Raw genomic sequence first — 18,384 nt, 5'->3', positions numbered from 1 at the left:
GATCGTTCGATCCATATATGAGAGCCGTATGACCTCCAAGACGATATCCCTTCGCAGAAGTCCCGATGACAGATTACCTATGGCCGGCTTACTCGCCTTGGCGATGACTGGCTTTATCTGCATCATGACCGAAACTCTTCCCGCAGGTCTGCTGCCTGAGATCGAGGCTGGGCTGCATGTTTCCCCCGCCTTGGCAGGGCAGATGGTCACGGCTTACGCCTTGGGCTCCCTGAGTGCTGCGATCCCGCTAACATTGGCCACACAGCGCTGGCGGAGAAGGCGGGTTCTATTGCTGGCGATCATTGGTTTTGTAGTTTTTAACTCCGTCACAGCATTCTCGACGGATTATGACCTGACCCTCGTGGCGCGATATGGCGCGGGTGCAGCGGCAGGGCTCGCCTGGGCCTTGCTGGCAGGCTATGCACGCAGAATGGTGACCCCCGCCCAGCAAGGACGTGCTCTGGCTATCGCCATGGTTGGCACGCCGATCGCGCTTTCTCTGGGTGTTCCGGCGGGCACTTGGCTGGGCGCGACTGTGGGATGGAGACTGGCCTTTTGGATCATGTCGGGCGCCACCGTGCTGTTAATCGTTTGGGTTCTGGCGAAGGTTCCTGATTTTCCAGGCCTCGCACATCATGAGCGCCAGCCGTTCGGTCATGTCCTGCGAACACCGGGGGTACGGTCTGTTCTGGGCGTCGTGGTGACATGGATGCTCGCGCATAACGTTCTCTACACCTATATCGTACCCTTCATTACACCGGCAGGGCTGGCAGGAGAGGCGGACCGCATCCTCCTGCTTTTTGGCCTTGCTGCCCTTGCAGGCATCTGGCTCACCAGTTGTACGGTCGATCATGCCCTGCGGCTTTCCGTTTTGGTCAGTCTGGCAATATTCGCTGCTGTTGCAGGTGTTTTTGCAATTGGGGCAGCATCGCCTGCGGTGATCATGATTGGCGTTGCGATGTGGGGTCTGACTTTCGGAGGGGCCGCGACGTTGCTCCAGACGGCACTGGCCGATGCAGCCGGGGAGGGCACAGATGTTGCGTTATCGATGAATGTCGTCGTCTGGAACAGCGCCATAGCCGGTGGTGGCCTGTTGGGTGGTGTGTTGTTGGAAACGTGGGGAGCTCTGTCATTCCCCTGGGTCGTGATGGCACTCGCTGCTGCGAGCTTCCTGATCGCATGGCAAGCCCGCTTTTATGGGTTCCGACCTGGCCATCGGCTCGGGCATGGAAAAGAAAACTGAGTATTCGATGGTAAGCAGGGGATTGCGTTACTGCGTGATCAGGCCCTGGCCAAGGATTGGTGTGCCGCTATACCTGCCAGGACACCCGACGCTGCTGCGACCGTTGCATTATGCATCGGGCTAGCGGCATCCCCAGCCACATAGACCCCGGACACAGAGGTTGCGCCCCAGGTATCGACCTTGATGAACGGACCGGTAGGTCCGTTTTCCAGAATACAGCCCAGTTTCTCGGCAATCGGGCTGGCAGGTCTGGTTTTCGGTACCGTGAACACAGCGGCGACTTCAATGAGCCGTCCATCCGCCAGCTTCACGGCATCCAAACCAGGAGCATCTCCGATGAGAGAAATGATCGGAGAATGTTCGATCGCGACGCCGCGCTTGCTAAGCAACATTGCCTGCTCTGGATCCGGCTCGTAAATTCCCTGAGTGAAGTAAGTTGTTGGTCCCCAATCGGGTATTAATGTTGCCTGATGGACTGACATTGGGGTTGTGGCGATAATTCCAAGCTGATGATTGCGGACCTCATATCCGTGGCAGTAAGGACAATGAAGAACGGTCTTGCCCCATCGTTCCGCTACACCAGGGATATCGGGCAAAGTATCGGAAACGCCAGTAGCGATTATCAGTCGCTTCGCCTGATATTTGGCTTCGTTGGCTAGATGCACAGTAAATGTCTTGCCATTTCGTGCCACCTTCTGCGCGTCGTTCTGCAAGATCTGCGCATTTGGATATCGCCGTAATTGTGCAGTGGCTTCACGCATAATGGTGTTAGGCGCTTTGCCGTCCTGGCCGAGGAAACCATGAGACGCGTCTGCGAAGCGGTTTCGCGGTAAGCCAGCATCGATCAGCAAAACGCTCAGGCGAGCCCGTGCCAGCTGAATAGCTGCCGCTTGTCCGGCAAAGCTGCCCCCTATCACGATCACATCATACATCGTTAAATCCTATTCAACTTCATATGTAATATATGGAGTTACATATATGCATATCAGCTTTTTGCAACTCTTGATGTGACATGATAGAAGGGCCTAAAGGGCAGGCGATGCAACTGGACGGGCGATTATCGAGAATGATGCATTTGCTGATCCATATGGATCGCGCGAATGGGCCCATCACCTCCGGTGAAGCAGCGGAAATGCTGCATACCAATCCGGTTGTTATTCGGCGTACGATGGCGGGCCTGCGGGATGTGGGGTTCGTCCGTTCCATCAAGGGGCATGCTGGCGGGTGGACGCTTCTGAAGCCGCTGGAAAGTATCTCGATGCTTGATGTCTACAAAGCCGTGGGGCAGCCGCGTATTTTCGCAATTGGTCTGCTCGACCCTGCGCCCGATTGCCTCGTCGAGCAGGCCGTGAACGCCTCAATGACGAGCGCACTGGAAAAAGCCGAGGCGCTTCTGATCGCTCAACTAGGCGAGGTCACTCTTGCCGCAATCGCCAAAGATTTTGACCGGCGCTTTTCTGCGTCTTGCGCGAACTCGCTCTGAACCAGGGTAGTCTGCCGCTTTAGAGCTCAAAAAGCTTTGTATTTAATCCATGGAATAAAGCTCAAACGTAAAGCCGCACAGTGCATAAAAATGGTAGCGGCTGTTTGCACGGGACCCTTCTTCTATGTGGGGTGTGCTTTGAGAGACCTTTTTGCCATAAACCTGTCTTTCATCGCGGAAACAAACGTTCGAACATTTACGGACTGACGTTCTTTGGCAGGGAACAGGATGAAGACCGGAAGTACTGAGGCGGGGGTATCAGTCAAAATTCTTCGAAGCTGCCCATTTTCAACAAATTGGTGAGTTTGGTAGGATAATGCCGTGACGATGCCTAGATCTTCGATGGCGGCTGTGAGAGCCGCATCGACACTGTTCACGAAAAGCCGGGGCGAGACTTTTATCGAAAAACCAGATGTCCCGCCCTGTCGCCACTCAGAATATCCCGCTGCATATTCATTAACCTCAATGAGGCTATGCGTTGCGAGATCCTCAAAAACCTGTGGCTCTCCGTGATTCTTCAGATAAGCCGGGCTGGCAACAAAGATTTTCTGGACCTCTCCGATTTTCTGCATCTTCAGGGCGCTGTCTTGTGGAGGTGCAATCCGGATGGCGAGATCAATTCCTTCTTCCACCAGATGAACAACCCGGTCTGTCAAAAAAAGCCTGATGTTCAATTGCGGCCAGGCTTTTAAAAGTTCTGTGACAACGGGAAGGACGTGTACCCGTCCGAATATAACGGGGGCGGTGATCGACAACACTCCTTGGGGAGCAGTCCTCGCACCTTGCGCTATAGCAATCGCACCATCTAGGTCGAAAATCGCTGCCCGACACCGAGCCAGAAACTCCACGCCTTCAGTGGTCAGATGCACAGAGCGGGTTGTACGGCTGAATAAGGAGATTCCGAGGGCTGTCTCTAGGCTTCTCACCGTCCGTGTTACCGTTGTTGCCGAAAGACCCAGCTTCCGGGATGCTCCGACAAAACTGGCGTGATCGGCCACGGCCATAAAGATCCGCAATGCCGGAAGGTCGATCAGATCTCTCTCCTGTAATCAACAAATTATAGCCATAAAACGCAATAATGAAGTGCGATTTCGACAGATTATCGCATGCCTTGTTGCGTGAGAAGACAATGTATCTGTTCAACCGTTTTTTTCGGGAGTCCCCCATGAAGCTCTATTATCATCCCCTTTCGGGGCATGCGCATCGGGCGCACCTCTTTCTCTCTCTTGTCGGCTTGCCTCACGAATTGACGCTTGTCGACCTTGCCGCGGGTGAGCAGAGAACTCCGGAATTTTTAAGGCTGAACGCCTTTGGAGAAATTCCCGTTTTAGATGATGACGGGACTATCATTGCGGATTCCAATGCCATCCTTGTTTATGTCGCGCGAAAAATGGGGCCATCTCATTGGCTGCCAGAGGATCTAGTAACAGAGGCGGAAATTCAACGTTGGCTGTCTGTTGCGGCAGGAAAAATCACATATGGATGCTGTGCTGCGCGTCTTGTGACAGTCTTTGGCGTCCCCTTCAATCCGGAAGAGGTCATCCAGCGTGCTCACGACACACTCAAAGTGATCGACCAAACCTTGCAGGGCCGGACCTGGATCGCAGGAACCCAAGAACCGACAATCGCGGATGTCGCGCTTTACAGTTATGTCGCGAGAGCTCCGGAAGGAAATGTTGATCTATCAGAATACAAGGCCATTAGTAGATGGTTGCAGCGCACGGAAAGCCTAGAGGGATTTGTTCCATTCGCGAATATTGTAGCGGATTTGAAAACAGGAGAGGCGCAATGAACTTCTCTCATCTGAGTCTAGATCATGTAGGCATTCGTGTGACGGATCTCGCCGTTTCCGAACGGTTTTATGCCAAATTTGGCTTCATCCGTGATCCAGAAGAATACGCTCCAGCGGTGAAAGCCTGTGGTCTACATCACCCATCCGGGCTTCGTATTCATCTTATTTTTAATGGTGTGTCAGACCCGGCTGGTAATGTTCTGATGGATGTTCCTGTCAAATATCCAGGATACACACATGCGGCATTTATTATCGAAAGTATGGTAGATTTTGTTCCCTGGCTGGAACAGGAACGGATTACGATCACAGAAGGCCCCGTGCATATGGGACACGACAGACGCGTCGTCTGTTTTATTCGTGATCCAGACGGAAACGTTCTGGAATTTAATGAAATTCTCCAGTAATTTGTCCTTCTGGAACTCTGAATTTGATAGCCGAACGAGGACAGCGATAATAAAATTCAGCCGATATCACTTAGATCGAGTACTACCAAGGTAGATTGTTCGACGCATACGCTGAACGAATGCATCAAGAAGGTCGACGCCGGTAAGCAGACTAGTCTTGAATTTCTATCTGTTCGTGCATTTTAAACCAGATCAGGGACGGAGAGAATGGAGCAGGGTTCATGAGGCGGCATGCCTACCATTCGTGGCGGCAAAGAGCGCGAGGGAGGCAAGGCACATGAGCGTTCCTGCGATCGCAAAGCCCCACCAACCTGCAATGCTGTAGAGTGCGGCCCCGCAAGACGATCCGAGCGCACCGCAGACGAACACACCGCCCATATAAGCAGCATTCAGGCGTCCGCGCGCAGTGTCGTTGAGACTGTAAACCACGCGCTGGCTGATGACCTGATTGGTTTGCACCCCACCATCCAGCAGCAGCGCAAGTACCGCGAGGACGATAATCCAACCTGCAGCGACGGCCCAGCCCGAGGTGAGAGACGTTGCGCCTACGAGTGCGATTGCGCTCAGTGTCGCCGGACGGGTCAGTCCGGCGTCAGCCAAGCGTCCTGCGAGAGGAGCGGCCAGTGCGCCGCCTGCTCCCGCGAGTGCGAAGAGGGCAATCTTGCCCTGGCTAAAGCCGAACTGGGCATGAAGCAAAAGCGGAATGGCGGTCCAGAACATGTTGAAGACAGCGAAGACGAGACCATGACAGGCGATGCGAACCCTTAACGTCCTGTATTGGACCAGAAGATGCATGATCGACCGCAAGAGGCTTCCGTAAGACATGCGGCGGGTTGGGGCCTGAACGGGCAGAACGCGCGCCAGCCCAAGACCCGCGAGCATCATGACGACAGCAGAGACCCAGAACACGGCTCGCCAGCCGAACGCGGCCGCCATAGCGTTTGCGACGGGCCGCGAGAGCATGATCCCCGACAGCAGGCCGCCCATGATATTGCCGATCGTTCTGCCACGTTGACCGGGTTCCACGAAATGCGTGGCGAGCGGCAGCAGAATCTGCGACCCCACGGAACACAGACCGATGGTGACGGAAAACAGCATGAATGTCGCGACTGAGGTGCTGAGCGCCGCTCCGATCAGACTGACGACAAGCCCGGCAATCGTCAGGAGGATCAGACGACGGTTTTCGGACTGGTCGCAGAGCGGCACGATCAGGACCAACCCAGCCCCGTAGCCGAGTTGGGTCAGCGTGACGATACTTCCCGCCCATGTGGAGGAAATGGCCAGTGCACTCGTGATGGGGCCGATCAGAGCCTGCGCGTAGTAGATGTTCGCGACCGTCAGGCCGCACACCCCGGCGAACAGTCCGGTTATCGCCGGTGTCAGGCGGAATGTCGTGTGAGCGGTAGCGTTTGTCACGGGCGGCCTTCTGGCAACTTTTGAGGCGAGTGGCGGCTCAGAACGTGTTCCTGAAAATGATCTCGTCTGTCGGAAGGATGCCGCCGGTCGGGTGAGGGGACTTGGCACATTTACCGACCGCGACGAACATGACGATTTCATGGTCCTCGGGAAGATTGATCAGCTTGCCCACTGCGTCGAAGTCGAAACCGTCCATCGGGCATGTGCCGTAGCCCATGCTTTCGGCCTGTAGCATGATGGCTGCCGCTGCCATACCGCACGAGCGCATGCCTTCGTCGCGCTGGACCTGTTCGCGTCCACGATAATACTGATCGATCGCGCCGGTCATGAATTGCTGCACTTCGGTGGAGGCGTTTTCCCAGTAGCGCGTGGTGGATTTCTCCCACGCCTTGATGTCAGCGCAGAGAACCAGAAGCACGGAAGAGTCGGTAACCTGAGCTTGATCCCATGCGACGGCGCGGATCTTGGTGCGCAGTTCTGGATCGGTCACGGCGACGAAGCGCCAATTCTGGATGTTGAACGCCGTTGGCATACGGCGGGCGAGACCGAGCAGTGTGTCGAGTTCAGCGTCCGTCATGCGGTGGTCGGGATCGAAGACTTTGGTAGCGCGGCGTTGCAGAATGGCACTGGCGACGTCGAGGGGCATGACATTTCTCCTGTTGTGTGGCTCTGTTGTACAATTTACCCTGTCAACGCGGAGAGGGCATTAAGGGTGCTTAGGCTTATGAGACGGCCCGTCTGATGGGTGTTCCATCGTTCCCCTTGGCCCGTCCGGGATAGCCGTAGGCCTACAGAGTTTCATTTCGGGTGATGGCATCTTTGCTGATGCGAGGCGCCATAACACTACATTCTTTTTGGGAGGTATGATCTACCATGTATCAGGGCTGGTAATGGTTTCATGAGATCGCCTTGTGTCATACACACTACCAGCCGTGACGCTGACTGGCGATCTCTTCATCGTCGGGGATCTGTTCCCGAGACTGGGGCCGGAGCATAGCATCACTGATATCGCTTCCTATCATGTCTATGCTCCTGATTTATATGGCTATTCATGGAATTTTTCAAATGTACGGAAGGAAAAAGAAAGGCATGTTTAAGACATTACTATTTCCTAACATGCCCTTCAGGAAGAATACTAGCGCGTCATAGATTTAAACAATTGTGTCTGTTCGACCAGCGCGCGTTCGGTTGGCAACCGTTCCATACTCGATGCACCATAAAATCCATGGCAATCAGGGCAAGCCTTGAGGACTTTCTGGGCATCTTCAGGCATTGCAATCGGTCCGCCATGGCAAAGAACGATGACGTCGTCTCTCACACTTTTGGCAGCATCCGTCATCTGGTTGATCAGCGTTATACAGTCGTCCAGTGTGAATGCTGTTTCTGCACCAATATTGCCACCAGTTGTCAGGCCCATGTGGGCAACCAGAACATCCGCGCCCGCTTTTGTCATGCTGACAGCTTGCTCTGGGTCGAAGATATAAGGGGTCGTGAGCAAATCTTTCTTGCGGGCCCGAGCGACGACATCCACTTCCATAGCATAGCTCATGCCGGTTTCTTCAAGGTTTTTTCGGAATGTACCGTCAATCAGCCCGACTGTCGGGAAGTTTTGTATACCAGAAAAACCCACCCTGCGTATTTCGTCGAGGAATACATCAAAGTCCACAAATGGATCGGTACCATTCACGCCGGCAAGTACTGGCGTGTTTGGGACAACTGGCAGCACCTCACGTGCCATCTCCATAACGATCTGATTGGCGTTGCCATAAGCAAGCAAGCCCGCAAGTGAACCGCGTCCAGCCATGCGGTAACGACCGGAGTTATAAATGACGATCAGATCGATGCCGCCCTCCGCCTCACATTTGGCGGAAAGACCTGTTCCTGCTCCGCCCCCAACGATGGGGCGCCCTTCTGCGATAAGGCCGCGCAAACGACCAAGAATAGTTTCGCGTGCAATGCTAGGCATTGAATTCGGTCTCCTTGAACATTGTCTGAAATTCGTCCGCCATTGCCTGAGCAAAAGCAGAATCATTGAGCGCATATGGCAGGCGTATCAGCCTTCGCCTTGCGCTTTCGCGCAGCATCCCTGATAACGCCGCGACGAATGCTTCATCGGCTTCGGGATCGAAAAAGACCTCTCCAGCCGCATCAAGTAAAGAAAAGCCGCCTTCCGGTATAAAGAATGTGACGGGGCCTTCGCAGTGATTCAAACGTTCGGCGATCATTTGCCCCATCTGACGACATTCTTCGGCTGATGTACGCATCAGTGTGATGTGTGGGTTATGCTCTACCAGAACGCGATTTCTATAATTTTGTGGAACCGTATCTCGGGCTGCGAAATTGACCATGTCGAGACCACCGCAACTGCCGACATAAGGCACTTTAGTGCGTGCAACTGCGCCGAGCCGGTCTTCTCCACAAGGAAAAATACCATTCGCAATGAGGTCGCAGAATTCCGTTGTTGTAACGTCAATTACACCGCGTATGACTCCACGCTCAATAAGCTGCTCCATCGAACGACCACCCGTGCCGGTGGCGTGAAACACCAAACAATCGAACTGATGATGCAAGGTATCAGTCAGGTGTGTGACGCAGGGTGTCGTTACACCAAACATAGTCAAGCCAATCGCAGGGCGTTGGTCTTCGGGTTCATGTGTCGCAGAAAGCACCATACCGGCCATGGCATTCGCTGCGTTTTTGAGCACCCGTCGCGATACGCGGTTCAGCCCTTGCATATCGACCACGGAATACAACATTGCTATATCGGATCCACCGACATACGGCGCGACGTTTCCAGATGCCACGGTGGACACAAGAATTTTTGGAACACCGATGGGCAGTACCTGTAAAGCAGGTGCTACCAGTGCGGTGCCTCCTGATCCCCCTAGTGCCAGTACTCCTGCCACATCAGGGCGCGAGGAGAGATAGTGCAACAACGCGTCAGACATTCCTGCAATTGCTGAACCTCTGACATTCCAGAATACGGCATCGGGCCCACGCGGGTGGCATGATGCGACGTCCCATGCCACGACATCTGTAGCTTGAATGACACTGGTGTAATTGCGTCCTGTGGAGACATCGACAACTCTGGAGAGCACACCACGTTCCGACAATTTGGTTCGCAGATAACAGAGTTCTGCGTCCTTGGTGTCTCGCGTTCCGATGATATAGACGTATTTTGCCATCGTCAGGCCATCCGGGGACACGGCTCAAGCAATGTGACCGTCAATGGTCTTTCCAGTCCTGCCGTAAACGTTTCTTTCATGGCCAGGAAATGTGCCGTCTGCTCATGAATTAGAAGCGCGTCGAGGCTCTCCCACTGTTCGATAAACACGAGATGCTGTGGGTCGTTTTGGTCACGTTTGCAGTCATAGGAGATATTGGACGGCTCTAAACGCGACGCGATAACGCATGCCGCAACGGCTCCGAGGACGGCATCTTGATGTTCAGGTCGGATGTAGATTTCGGCAATGATAGTAAGGACATTTGTTGATAGGTCTGACATGCTTTCTCTCCGCCGCCTGACTGTTCTTGTCAGACTAACGCGGAGTGACACTTTCAGCCTAAGACTATAGTGTCGCGTGACACTTTTCTTTCTACTAGTTCGCATGCCTGACGTATGCGCGTCAGCGCTACGGTCAGATTTTTGAAGGATACGGCACCCAGGGCGAGCCTTACGCCTGTTGTTTGAAGGGTGTCGCAACTGGCAAAAGCGCTCGGTGGTGCGATTGAAACACCGAGTGCCTTTGCGTTTTCAGCGACGTTTTCTGCTGTGGATGCATCCATGGGCAGCCAAAGGTGAAAGCCGTCTCCACCCGGTTCTGTCATGCGTTTGCCCAATATATTACGGGCAAGATTCCGTCGTCTTGCGGCTTCGGCACGTAAAGATTGACGGACGCTGCTAGCCGTTCCATCGCTCAACCACTGAGCCATCATCGCATAGGACAGGGGAGCGATCATCAGGGATGATGCAAGCAGTACTGGAAGTGTCTGCGCTGCGAATGCAGCTGGGGGGGCAAGCGCGCCTATGCGCAAACCTGGACTGATGATTTTTGACAGACTGGAAACATGAAAAGTCCGTTCCGGAATGAGCGCCGCGAGAGTGTGGTTTAGCTTGCTCTGTCCAGCATAGACACCATCTTCGATGACCAGAGCATCGAACCGGCGGCATAACTGGGCAATGGCATGTACTCGATCGCTATCCATGCAAGCGGTGGTTGGATTATGCAGGGTGGGCGTTACATACACTAATGCCCGTCCAGTTTGGGGTGACGATAAGGCGGCTTCCAGCCCATCAGGCATCATCCCGCGCGCATCCATGGCAATACTTTGCAAGGTTTTTCCTCCGCGACGCACTGTGTCCAGCATGCCGGGGTAGGTCACCTCTTCGGTTATAATGCTGCCCACATGTGGGCGCGCGACGGTGAACGCCACGCTGAGTGCCTGTTGCGCTCCACCAGTCAGTAACAGATTTTCCGGATCGATTTCGATACCGCAACCTGTCAGCCAGTGCGCCATAATTCGACGGTGTTCGATATGTCCAGCAACAGGTGGATAAACGTTAAAAAGGGCGGCGTCGACGGTACGGGCCAGACGTGACAGGGTGCGAGCGAGTGCTCGGTCACTAAACATGGGCGGGGGCATATTGGTGGACATATCCAGCAAAATCGACCGATCATCCGCCCGTGCTGCAACGAAAGATCCACGCCCATGCTCGGCCCGCACTAATCCGCGTCTTTCAAGAATGGCATAAGCGCGCGTAACGGATCCAATGCCGATGCCCAGACGCCACGCGAGGTCACGGTGTGCTGGCAGTCGATCGCCAACAGACAAAATACCATGGAGTATGTCTGATCCCAGCACGTCGGCTAGACGCTCTGCTGACGATCCGGTTCCGTCTGGGAGACGTGCATTCCAAGGTGACTGGCTTCGCATTGTTTTGCCTAATTAATTTTAGAAAGCTCAATAGTGGGGGAATACCCCGCTCTGGATGGCAGATGGAGGGTGGTTAGGACTATTCTATCGTATCGTCCCGCCCCCGCGAAGCCAGAAGCCAATCGTCAGGGCTACCTGGAGGGTTCGAAAAACCCTCTGGTTTTGAGTCTGTCTCTGTGATTCCATTTCTCCTGCATTGATTGAGGGAGAAGATGAAGCAGGCTGGTTTCTTTGACGTTGAAGAGCGGCTTGCGCGATTGAGCGGGCTTGGTGATCAGCTTGAAGCGTTCTGCCCTGATCTGGAGAAGGCCCTGGCCTATTCAGATGGAAGCAAAGGCGGGCGACGGCCATTTGATCCGGTGCTGATGTTCAAGATCCTGGTGATCCAGACGCTGAACAATCTGTCTGATGAACGGACGGAATATCTCATCAACGACCGGCTGTCGTTCATGCGTTTCCTTGGTCTGGGGCTTTCAGATCGGGTGCCTGATGCCAAAACAATCTGGCTGTTCCGTGAACGCCTGACACAGGCGGGGGCCATTGAAAGACTGTTTGAGCGCTTTGATGCGACCCTGCGGAACGCAGGCTATCTGCCGATGTCGGGTCAGATCCTGGATGCAACGCTGGTGGCTGCTCCAAAGCAGCGCAATACTAATGCCGAGAAGGTAGATCTCCGGGCAGGACGTACCCCCGAAGACTGGCAGGACAAGCCGTCCAAGCTGTCGCACAAGGATCGCCATGCGCGCTGGACGCTGAAGTTCACGAAGGCGAAGCGGCAGGATGATGGAACCATGCCATCCAGCGATCTCGCCATCCCGTTCTTTGGCTACAAATCCCAGGTATCGATAGCGGGGCCGGGTTTGATGCCATGGAGAAAGTCGGAGAAGCGCAGGCTTCGGAGACGTGGTTGTGGATCAGACCCGGTTCCCAGCATGCCGGGAACCGGGTCTATACTCTCAGAGCGAACCAGGCCGGTTCGGGGCTGAAGTCCCTGAGAGATCCGCCGATCGTCTCGTCTTTTGTGAAGCATGAACCCGGTCCGGCCGCGCTGACGGGGCAAGAGTAACAAGATTGTGGCGTCTGCTTTGAGTGAAGTTGATCGGCCACGAATGACACACCTGACTGTGACCGTAGCGTTGGTTCCCTCACCAGAAAGGACCGACCATGACATTCCGTATCATTGGTATTGATCTGGCCATTCGCGGAGATCACCTCGCTCAGATCTATGACGATGGCCGCCCTAATGGCCGTGCAATTCGTTTCAGGCACGATCAGCCCTCACTCGCCGCTTTTGTTCAGACAGCCGTGATGGGGCTGAGAGCGGATGACCACATTCAGGCCATCATGGAGCCAACCGGCATGAGCTGGTTTCCTGTTGCCCACCATCTTGCAGATGCTGGCGTCACCGTGGCTCGTGTCAAGGGAAAACGGGTCAAGGCTCTACGCCGTTACCTTTCCGAACACGCCAAAACGGATATGGCTGATGCCCAGATCCTGGCGGCCATACCGTCATTTGGTGGACCACGTCTTGATCCAGTCCACATTCCGGATCCGCAAAGCCACGCTCTTCAACGTCTAATCAAACAGAGAAGCCGCTTTCAGAACGAGATCGCGGATGCCAGGCGGCGCCTGCTTGATCTCATTCGTTGGGCATCCCCCAGGCTTGAAGCAGTCTTGCCCGACTTAGGAACACGGCTCTCTTTGGCCCTGTTGCAGAAATGGTTTCACCCCTCGGATGTTTTGAAGGCGCGTCGTACGACATTCGCCAAATATGTTGGAGCTCATGCGGGAGGGAACCATCCGCGCAGTGGGCCCTTTGTGGAAACGCTGATCACAGGGTTACGTGAAGCGGCGCAATACGCTCAAGACCTTCATGGGACACACATTGATTTTTCGGAACTACAATTCCAAATCGCGACGGGAATTGAGAATGTTCTGAAGAAAATCCAACCAGTTGAAGATTTTGAGCAGCATATTGCAGATCTCTATAAACACCTCGACCCACAGGCTCTTCTGCTCAGTGTTCCGGGTGTCGGCCGTCATCTCGCGCCAACCCTGATCGGTATCTTGCAGAACATTGAGCGGTTTCATTCCGAAAAACATTTACGGTGGTTCTGTGGCCTGTTTCCCAGGAGGGCTGATAGTGGTGGTGTGGAGCGAGCGGGCCAGACCCTGATCCAGGGTGGCAATAACCGCATCAAACATGCACTTTATCTTGCTGCTGATACGGCACGAAAAACAGATCCTGAACTGGCAGAACTTTATTGGAGGCTGATGACGGCGAAAGGTCATCATCACAAACAGGCTTTATGTGCCGTTGCCAATCGTATTGTGAACCGGATCTTCAGCGTTCTCAAACGAGGAAAGCCTTATGAAGTGCGCGACAGGGAGGGAAACAGCATCACCCTCTGTGAAGCAAAAGCTATCACTCTGGAGCGCTATACTGTCGGAGAAAACAGTAGAGCAGGACGTCGTTCCAATCGGATCGAAAAGAACTCCTGAAACCGGAAAAATTGCTTGCGCTCTCGGTACAAGATCACGTCTCCATCGACCGGAAGTATCGGTTCATCCGGAAATGGAAGACGACGGATGCCGTTGCCAGCGATGGCGCGCGATTGAGAGAGGGGCTGCTGGATAAAACCAATACGGCCTCAAGCGTCTGGGCAGACACGGCCTATCGCTCCAAAGCCAACGAAGACTTCATGGAAAAGCAGGGCTTTGTCTCCAAGGTTCACAGGAAAAAGCCGCATCTCAAACCTATGCCCCGGCATATCCAGAAATCGAATGCCGGAAAGTCTGTGATCCGATCTCGTGTCGAGCATGTCTTTGCCGATCAGAAATCACAGACGGGACTGCTGATCCGAACTGTCGGTATCACCCGGGCCACCATGAGGATCGGGCTCGCCAATATCGTCTATAATATGCGCCGTCTTCTCTTCCTGGAGCGAATCAGCGCGAGCGCGTAGTCATCCAGCAGGGGACAGCCCCTAATCCGTTCAAAACACAAACAGAAAACGCCCCAAAGAACCGTCAATCAGATTGCCAAAACCCAGAAATCACGGGCCAAGCACATCAATCAACGGTTCTTCGATCCCTCCATCTGCATTTCGTGCCCTCTTGACGAGGCAAGCATCTCTTCCAATTTTTCTTTCGCTGGACGCCATCGGGTCCGGCATAGGCTCTGTGAGCCAGACAACTGAAGTCCATGTTGCTTTAATCGGAGGATGTGGATGTCGACACTGAAAGGACTTTATTCCCGCTATCGCCGCTCCTTGCGCACAGCCGCCCGGAGATGGCGCAACCGACTGGAGGGAGGCGTATCATGGTAACGCGCCCCCTTTTTGGAGACGATCCGCTAGCTCCGCGTGTCCTCTCCGTGCTCCGCCGCCTCGGTCATGACGGACGTGGCGTGATGCTGACGTCTCTGGTGGCCCATACCGGTATACCGGGGATCAGACTTCGCTCTACGCTGGAATGCCTGGTCCAGGCGGGCACGGTCACCCCTGCCGGGTGTGATCCTCTGGCTTCTGATCTCGCGTTCCGTGTCCCCATGCGGGCAAGAGCCGCACCGCCAGTTCCGATCGCGGCGTAAGGCACAACCGCGCCGGGTAGATCAGAAACGCCTTCTCCGAGCGGAAGCGCCATCTTTTCTGGAACGACCGCACGAATGAGAGGGTGGAGCGGGGCCTTCCATCGGAGGTCCCGCGTTTCTGCAGATGAAATCAAAAGCAGCGAGAACAGGGAGATGTCGAGTTTTATTCATTTTCTCAACCTGAAGGCGCTTCAGCACTATTGGAATAACCATCCCCCCGTGCCCCGTTCACGGGGGACAATGCGGCCAGTTTGGTCGCACTCCGCGGGAAAGACGGAGCGAGCGGAACAGACAGCCAAGCAACCTCGGCACCTTCGGCAGCGGGAGAGGCCACATGTCGCTGTCGGTCTCATCCTCATGCTGCTGGTCGGAATGGTCTCGCCGACATCAGCTCATGCACCGCAGGGTATGCTGTCGTGCGAGACAGAAAAGCAGCCGGTAAACATTCCATCCATGCCACTGGCCCGCGCCATAGAGATATTGAGCCGGCAGACCGGGTGCCCGGTCCTAATCGACCCGATCCTTATGGACGGCAGGACCTCGGCAGCCGTCAAGGGCGCCTATACGCCTCAGGCCGCCCTCCTGCATCTGTTCGGATCCGTGCATATCGACGTCACCGCCACTGTTTCTGGCTTGAGCGTCAGTCCTCTGGATGCGACGGCTCTGACATCGGGTGACACGCGGTCCGGCCTGAGGAGTGCACCATGACTCTTCATACGGACAGGCCGAACAAAATTATGTCGCTTCCGACCGTTCAGATCAGCACAGAACTGGCGGTCCTGCTTGCCCACTATCTCAGCTACGAGGAAAAAGACCGCGGATACGGCGGCCTCATGCATCGGGCGGCTGACCATCTGATTTACCACCTGGTATCTCGCTGGAGAACCGCGCCAGACCCGGAAGCGACGACCCGACCAACGCCGTGGTCCGAAAACTCCTGCCTGTCGCTGACCGCACGCACATGGCCAAGGCCTTGGGCTAGTCGTTGGGAGACCTCGAAAATCAACTGACATTGGCCTTGCCAAAGGCCGTGCGAGATCATGCCAGAATATTGTCCTGTTGTCTGCCATGCTGGCACCGGATGTAAGCCGGAAGGGCCATGAGCCCTTCCAGAGACTGTTTCAGTCCGCAGGGGAGTTCGCATCCACATCCGAGGGATCAAGCGGTTCGACCAGTCCTTTTAACTCTGGATCAGTGGAACTGCTCTAAAAGAAAAACCAGACCCAGGGCGTGGGAACTATAACGCAATTCATAGATGGGAAAACGGCTATGGAAGACCTCTCCATGAAACGTTCCTGGCAGAGCAGGGACTGGTCCCACTTCATCAAGCTGTTCAGGGGCCTGACATTCTACGAGCGTTTTGAACAGGCGATCATTCTGACCCTGATTGCGCTCATCATGCTGGTCACCGCCATCGCGACGATTCATCTGATCGGCGCGGTATGGCATCTGGTCGTCGATGTCGGAATCGATCCGATCAACCAGACGATCTTCCAGGCGATTTTTGGCGCGATCTTTACTGTTATCATCGCCCTTGAATTCAAACACTCCCTGCTGGTCGTTCTTGCCCAGCATGAGAACGTCATCCGGGTACGGACCATCGTCCTGATCGCCCTCCTGGCGATTGCCCGCAAATTCATCCTGCTGGATCTGCATGATGTGACTGCCATGGAACTGTTCGCTCTCTCGGCGGCTGTTCTGGCGCTGGGTGCCGTCTACTGGCTGGTCCGCGAGCAGGATGCGCGTGTCGCGCGCGATGCCAGAGAACAGGCGCATCTTGAAGATAATCCTGCGGCCCGCTGTGAGCCTGAACGGTCTTCATCCTGAAGAATCGAAGTAAAGGCGGTCTATAACGCCGCCTTTACTCAATCCCCACTATGTCTCGTGCGATGAGGACGTCTTCTTCGCCGTCTCTGGCCCTGACGGTGCCAGATGATCTGTGTCGATGGGCCGGAACGGCGGAATGGGTTGTCCGGGAGAGTAGACCGGTCCCTTGTAGTTCTGATCCAACTGGCTTGCGTTCAAGCTGTCGACCAGCATATCACCTGTGCCGTCTTCGTAATGAGTGCGAGCCCCGGTTTCGGGGATTGTGGACGTTCCCTCAGTCGCCCTTGCATCGAACGATGTTGCAGTCGTCCGGACAACATCACCAGCATGTGCGCCCGACTGGCTCAGTAGAGACAAGCTCAGAGCAGCGCACGACAGAGATATTTTCATCCTCTTCATGCTCATGACCTTTCGAGATTCTCCCTCGGCCGGATGAATGGCCGGGGGAGAGTTTTCGTCACGCCATCAGGCTGCCTCTTTCCGCGCCTCAATCTGGGGCACGGCTTCCTCCGCACGTGCTGTAGAGGACGTAATCGCGATACGACGCGGCTTCATCGCTTCGGGTATCTCACGTTTCAGAGTAATGGACAGAAGTCCGTTCTCGAAGTGCGCATCGGTGACTTTCATATGCTCGGCCAGATCGAAGCGGCGTTCGAATTCTCTGCCCGCAATACCCCGATGGAGATATTCGGTGGCGCTTTGCGGCTCCGGCGCCTTTCGACCTGTCACGACAAGAGTATTGCGCTCCTGTGTGATCGTAAGGTCGGCCTCGGCAAGTCCGGCAACCGCCATGTCGATCCGGTAATCATCCTCACCGGTCTTGACGATATCGTAAGGCGGCCAGTTATCGACCGCCGGAATCCGGCTGGCGAGATCAAGGGCGTTGAGCATTCTGTCAAAACCCACGCTCGAACGGAACAGGGGAGCAAAATCAACGGTGGCTCTCATAGCCATATCCTCCTTTGAGCAACATGGACACAAGATCAAAACTGATAGTTCTGTCTGCCGACCCCTTCGGCGGCCGGCAGATTCAATCTGGGCACTCCGTGCATGGTGTCAAGAGGTATCAAAAATGCAGAAAGGCAGGTTTGGGCGTCCTCAATCGTTCGCGTGTTCAGAGTGGACCAGAACAATGCCTGATAGTATCGGATGGAAGTTGCTGGCCGTGGCATTCGCCGCGACCATGCTGATTGCCGCTCCGGCGGAGGCCTGGCCGTGGATTTATGCTGGACCACCCATTGTCGTTCCACCACCAGTCCTGGTCGCGCCGCTAGCTGTCAGTTGGGGTGGGCGGTCTCCTTCAGAAGGCTTATCAACCGCCGGTATGGCACATCAATGCCGCAAGGAGGCCTTCCACCCCATCTGACATGTCTTGTTCTATGATACGTTCTCAGAAGGGGCTGCTTTTATGCAGCCGAGCGGAGAATGCACTCGGGTGGGAGGAAACTCCATCAGCTCATGGTGATTGCGGACTGTCCGCTTAGGAGCTTGGCGAATGGGGGCTTGTATGTCCGGGATGAGGGCGACTACAGCCCGTCTGCTCTGTTGTTGATGAGCCGACAGGCTGTTTAGGGGGGGAAGCGGCAGGTCGGCTATGCACGCAGATATGACAAAAGCGGACACGAAACTTTGTGCTGCGATCTGGTTGCGCTTAATTTGTCTACCTTAGAATAAATCTCCGTGCTATGAAGT

General features: G+C 54.9%; 20 protein-coding genes and 2 pseudogenes. 12 read left to right on the top strand and 10 right to left on the bottom strand.

Annotated elements, in window-relative coordinates:
- Positions 1-28: 28 nt before the first annotated feature.
- Positions 29-1,243 carry an MFS transporter gene (locus IGS75_RS14120; protein WP_099287165.1) on the top strand — a complete coding sequence of 405 codons (1,215 nt, stop codon included), beginning with the start codon at positions 29-31 and terminating at the stop codon, positions 1,241-1,243.
- A gap of 38 nt (positions 1,244-1,281) precedes the next feature.
- Here IGS75_RS14120 and IGS75_RS14115 read toward each other — a convergent pair whose 3' ends face one another.
- Entirely contained in the window at positions 1,282-2,175 is an 894-nt protein-coding gene (locus IGS75_RS14115) for an NAD(P)/FAD-dependent oxidoreductase (protein ID WP_099287166.1), read from the bottom strand.
- Between the two features lie 107 nt (positions 2,176-2,282).
- Here IGS75_RS14115 and IGS75_RS14110 point away from each other — a divergent pair, with 107 nt between their 5' ends.
- Positions 2,283-2,726 (top strand): RrF2 family transcriptional regulator, encoded by a 444-nt coding sequence (locus IGS75_RS14110; RefSeq protein WP_202258822.1) that lies wholly within the window; start codon positions 2,283-2,285, stop codon positions 2,724-2,726.
- A 122-nt stretch (positions 2,727-2,848) separates the two neighbouring features.
- Here IGS75_RS14110 and IGS75_RS14105 read toward each other — a convergent pair whose 3' ends face one another.
- Positions 2,849-3,742 carry a LysR family transcriptional regulator gene (locus IGS75_RS14105; RefSeq protein WP_264817136.1) on the bottom strand — a complete coding sequence of 298 codons (894 nt, stop codon included), beginning with the start codon at positions 3,740-3,742 and terminating at the stop codon, positions 2,849-2,851.
- Between the two features lie 149 nt (positions 3,743-3,891).
- Between IGS75_RS14105 and IGS75_RS14100 the strand changes: the two genes are divergently transcribed.
- Together IGS75_RS14100 and IGS75_RS14095 are read left to right on the top strand one after the other, a co-directional pair.
- Positions 3,892-4,518: a glutathione S-transferase family protein gene (locus IGS75_RS14100; RefSeq protein ID WP_099287175.1), complete on the top strand. Its 627-nt coding sequence runs from the start codon at positions 3,892-3,894 to the stop codon at positions 4,516-4,518.
- Positions 4,515-4,922, top strand: coding sequence for a VOC family protein (locus IGS75_RS14095; protein ID WP_086649761.1), 408 nt, complete (start codon positions 4,515-4,517; stop codon positions 4,920-4,922). Before IGS75_RS14100 ends, IGS75_RS14095 begins: the two co-directional genes overlap by 4 nt.
- 219 nt (positions 4,923-5,141) lie before the next feature.
- Here IGS75_RS14095 and IGS75_RS14090 read toward each other — a convergent pair whose 3' ends face one another.
- The 6 genes from IGS75_RS14090 to IGS75_RS14065 all read right to left on the bottom strand — a co-directional run bounded on the left by IGS75_RS14090 (position 5,142) and on the right by IGS75_RS14065 (position 11,273).
- Positions 5,142-6,338 (bottom strand): MFS transporter, encoded by a 1,197-nt coding sequence (locus IGS75_RS14090; protein ID WP_237469121.1) that lies wholly within the window; start codon positions 6,336-6,338, stop codon positions 5,142-5,144.
- Between the two features lie 37 nt (positions 6,339-6,375).
- Positions 6,376-6,984, bottom strand: coding sequence for a nitroreductase family protein (locus IGS75_RS14085; protein WP_077804069.1), 609 nt, complete (start codon positions 6,982-6,984; stop codon positions 6,376-6,378).
- A 489-nt stretch (positions 6,985-7,473) separates the two neighbouring features.
- On the bottom strand, positions 7,474-8,304 hold the full coding sequence (locus tag IGS75_RS14080; protein WP_077804070.1) for a phosphoenolpyruvate hydrolase family protein: 831 nt from the start codon (positions 8,302-8,304) through the stop codon (positions 7,474-7,476).
- The gene (locus IGS75_RS14075) at positions 8,297-9,523 is read right to left on the bottom strand and encodes a Tm-1-like ATP-binding domain-containing protein (protein ID WP_202258653.1); all 1,227 of its coding nucleotides are present in this window, start codon (positions 9,521-9,523) and stop codon (positions 8,297-8,299) included. Before IGS75_RS14075 ends, IGS75_RS14080 begins: the two co-directional genes overlap by 8 nt.
- A gap of 2 nt (positions 9,524-9,525) precedes the next feature.
- Positions 9,526-9,843, bottom strand: coding sequence for a putative quinol monooxygenase (locus IGS75_RS14070; RefSeq protein ID WP_202258651.1), 318 nt, complete (start codon positions 9,841-9,843; stop codon positions 9,526-9,528).
- Between the two features lie 53 nt (positions 9,844-9,896).
- Entirely contained in the window at positions 9,897-11,273 is a 1,377-nt protein-coding gene (locus IGS75_RS14065) for an aminotransferase-like domain-containing protein (RefSeq protein WP_077804073.1), read from the bottom strand.
- A gap of 212 nt (positions 11,274-11,485) precedes the next feature.
- Between IGS75_RS14065 and IGS75_RS14060 the strand changes: the two are divergent.
- The 7 genes and pseudogenes from IGS75_RS14060 to IGS75_RS14030 all read left to right on the top strand — a co-directional run.
- Positions 11,486-12,121 (top strand): annotated as a pseudogene (locus IGS75_RS14060) (transposase); the annotation flags it as partial.
- A 316-nt stretch (positions 12,122-12,437) separates the two neighbouring features.
- Complete coding sequence (locus tag IGS75_RS14055) at positions 12,438-13,775, top strand: IS110 family RNA-guided transposase (RefSeq protein ID WP_077804074.1); 1,338 nt, start codon at positions 12,438-12,440, stop codon at positions 13,773-13,775.
- A gap of 29 nt (positions 13,776-13,804) precedes the next feature.
- Positions 13,805-14,239 (top strand): annotated as a pseudogene (locus IGS75_RS14050) (transposase); the annotation flags it as partial.
- 356 nt (positions 14,240-14,595) lie between these two features.
- Positions 14,596-14,865, top strand: a complete 270-nt coding sequence (locus IGS75_RS14045) for a hypothetical protein (RefSeq protein ID WP_077804075.1) — start codon at positions 14,596-14,598, stop codon at positions 14,863-14,865.
- A gap of 357 nt (positions 14,866-15,222) precedes the next feature.
- Positions 15,223-15,573 (top strand): hypothetical protein, encoded by a 351-nt coding sequence (locus tag IGS75_RS15605; protein ID WP_235993401.1) that lies wholly within the window; start codon positions 15,223-15,225, stop codon positions 15,571-15,573.
- On the top strand, positions 15,570-15,875 hold the full coding sequence (locus IGS75_RS14035; protein WP_233142707.1) for a hypothetical protein: 306 nt from the start codon (positions 15,570-15,572) through the stop codon (positions 15,873-15,875). The genes IGS75_RS15605 and IGS75_RS14035 overlap by 4 nt, the downstream gene beginning before the upstream one ends.
- A gap of 259 nt (positions 15,876-16,134) precedes the next feature.
- Entirely contained in the window at positions 16,135-16,692 is a 558-nt protein-coding gene (locus IGS75_RS14030; protein ID WP_077804077.1) for a phosphate-starvation-inducible PsiE family protein, read from the top strand.
- A gap of 48 nt (positions 16,693-16,740) precedes the next feature.
- On the opposite strand, the gene IGS75_RS14025 is transcribed toward IGS75_RS14030, so the two are convergent.
- Both IGS75_RS14025 and IGS75_RS14020 read right to left on the bottom strand, forming a co-directional pair.
- Positions 16,741-17,082, bottom strand: a complete 342-nt coding sequence (locus IGS75_RS14025) for a hypothetical protein (RefSeq protein ID WP_099287170.1) — start codon at positions 17,080-17,082, stop codon at positions 16,741-16,743.
- A 75-nt stretch (positions 17,083-17,157) separates the two neighbouring features.
- Positions 17,158-17,640, bottom strand: a complete 483-nt coding sequence (locus IGS75_RS14020) for an Hsp20 family protein (RefSeq protein ID WP_077804079.1) — start codon at positions 17,638-17,640, stop codon at positions 17,158-17,160.
- Positions 17,641-17,824: 184 nt separating this feature from the next.
- Here IGS75_RS14020 and IGS75_RS14015 point away from each other — a divergent pair, with 184 nt between their 5' ends.
- Complete coding sequence (locus IGS75_RS14015) at positions 17,825-18,058, top strand: hypothetical protein (RefSeq protein WP_167383471.1); 234 nt, start codon at positions 17,825-17,827, stop codon at positions 18,056-18,058.
- Positions 18,059-18,384 lie beyond the last annotated feature (326 nt).

The organism is Gluconobacter sphaericus (assembly GCF_016757795.1).
GTDB classification, from domain to species: domain Bacteria; phylum Pseudomonadota; class Alphaproteobacteria; order Acetobacterales; family Acetobacteraceae; genus Gluconobacter; species Gluconobacter sphaericus.
Note: the sequence above shows the minus strand (reverse complement) of the source record. Positions and strands in the feature narration are given on the sequence as shown.

Excerpts from the sequence above, each read along its gene's own strand:
- IGS75_RS14070 (WP_202258651.1), bottom strand. The coding sequence starts at position 9,843 with ATGTCAGACCTATCAACAAATGTCCTTACTATCATTGCCGAAATCTAC.
- IGS75_RS14065 (WP_077804073.1), bottom strand. The coding sequence starts at position 11,273 with ATGCGAAGCCAGTCACCTTGGAATGCACGTCTCCCAGACGGAACCGGA.
- IGS75_RS14095 (WP_086649761.1), top strand. The coding sequence starts at position 4,515 with ATGAACTTCTCTCATCTGAGTCTAGATCATGTAGGCATTCGTGTGACG.
- IGS75_RS14020 (WP_077804079.1), bottom strand. The coding sequence starts at position 17,640 with ATGAGAGCCACCGTTGATTTTGCTCCCCTGTTCCGTTCGAGCGTGGGT.
- IGS75_RS14030 (WP_077804077.1), top strand. The coding sequence starts at position 16,135 with ATGGAAGACCTCTCCATGAAACGTTCCTGGCAGAGCAGGGACTGGTCC.
- IGS75_RS14085 (WP_077804069.1), bottom strand. The coding sequence starts at position 6,984 with ATGCCCCTCGACGTCGCCAGTGCCATTCTGCAACGCCGCGCTACCAAA.
- IGS75_RS14115 (WP_099287166.1), bottom strand. The coding sequence starts at position 2,175 with ATGTATGATGTGATCGTGATAGGGGGCAGCTTTGCCGGACAAGCGGCA.
- IGS75_RS14015 (WP_167383471.1), top strand. The coding sequence starts at position 17,825 with ATGCCTGATAGTATCGGATGGAAGTTGCTGGCCGTGGCATTCGCCGCG.
- IGS75_RS14055 (WP_077804074.1), top strand. The coding sequence starts at position 12,438 with ATGACATTCCGTATCATTGGTATTGATCTGGCCATTCGCGGAGATCAC.
- IGS75_RS14110 (WP_202258822.1), top strand. The coding sequence starts at position 2,283 with ATGCAACTGGACGGGCGATTATCGAGAATGATGCATTTGCTGATCCAT.
- IGS75_RS14035 (WP_233142707.1), top strand. The coding sequence starts at position 15,570 with ATGACTCTTCATACGGACAGGCCGAACAAAATTATGTCGCTTCCGACC.
- IGS75_RS14080 (WP_077804070.1), bottom strand. The coding sequence starts at position 8,304 with ATGCCTAGCATTGCACGCGAAACTATTCTTGGTCGTTTGCGCGGCCTT.
- IGS75_RS14100 (WP_099287175.1), top strand. The coding sequence starts at position 3,892 with ATGAAGCTCTATTATCATCCCCTTTCGGGGCATGCGCATCGGGCGCAC.
- IGS75_RS14120 (WP_099287165.1), top strand. The coding sequence starts at position 29 with ATGACCTCCAAGACGATATCCCTTCGCAGAAGTCCCGATGACAGATTA.
- IGS75_RS14075 (WP_202258653.1), bottom strand. The coding sequence starts at position 9,523 with ATGGCAAAATACGTCTATATCATCGGAACGCGAGACACCAAGGACGCA.
- IGS75_RS15605 (WP_235993401.1), top strand. The coding sequence starts at position 15,223 with ATGCTGCTGGTCGGAATGGTCTCGCCGACATCAGCTCATGCACCGCAG.
- IGS75_RS14045 (WP_077804075.1), top strand. The coding sequence starts at position 14,596 with ATGGTAACGCGCCCCCTTTTTGGAGACGATCCGCTAGCTCCGCGTGTC.
- IGS75_RS14025 (WP_099287170.1), bottom strand. The coding sequence starts at position 17,082 with ATGAAAATATCTCTGTCGTGCGCTGCTCTGAGCTTGTCTCTACTGAGC.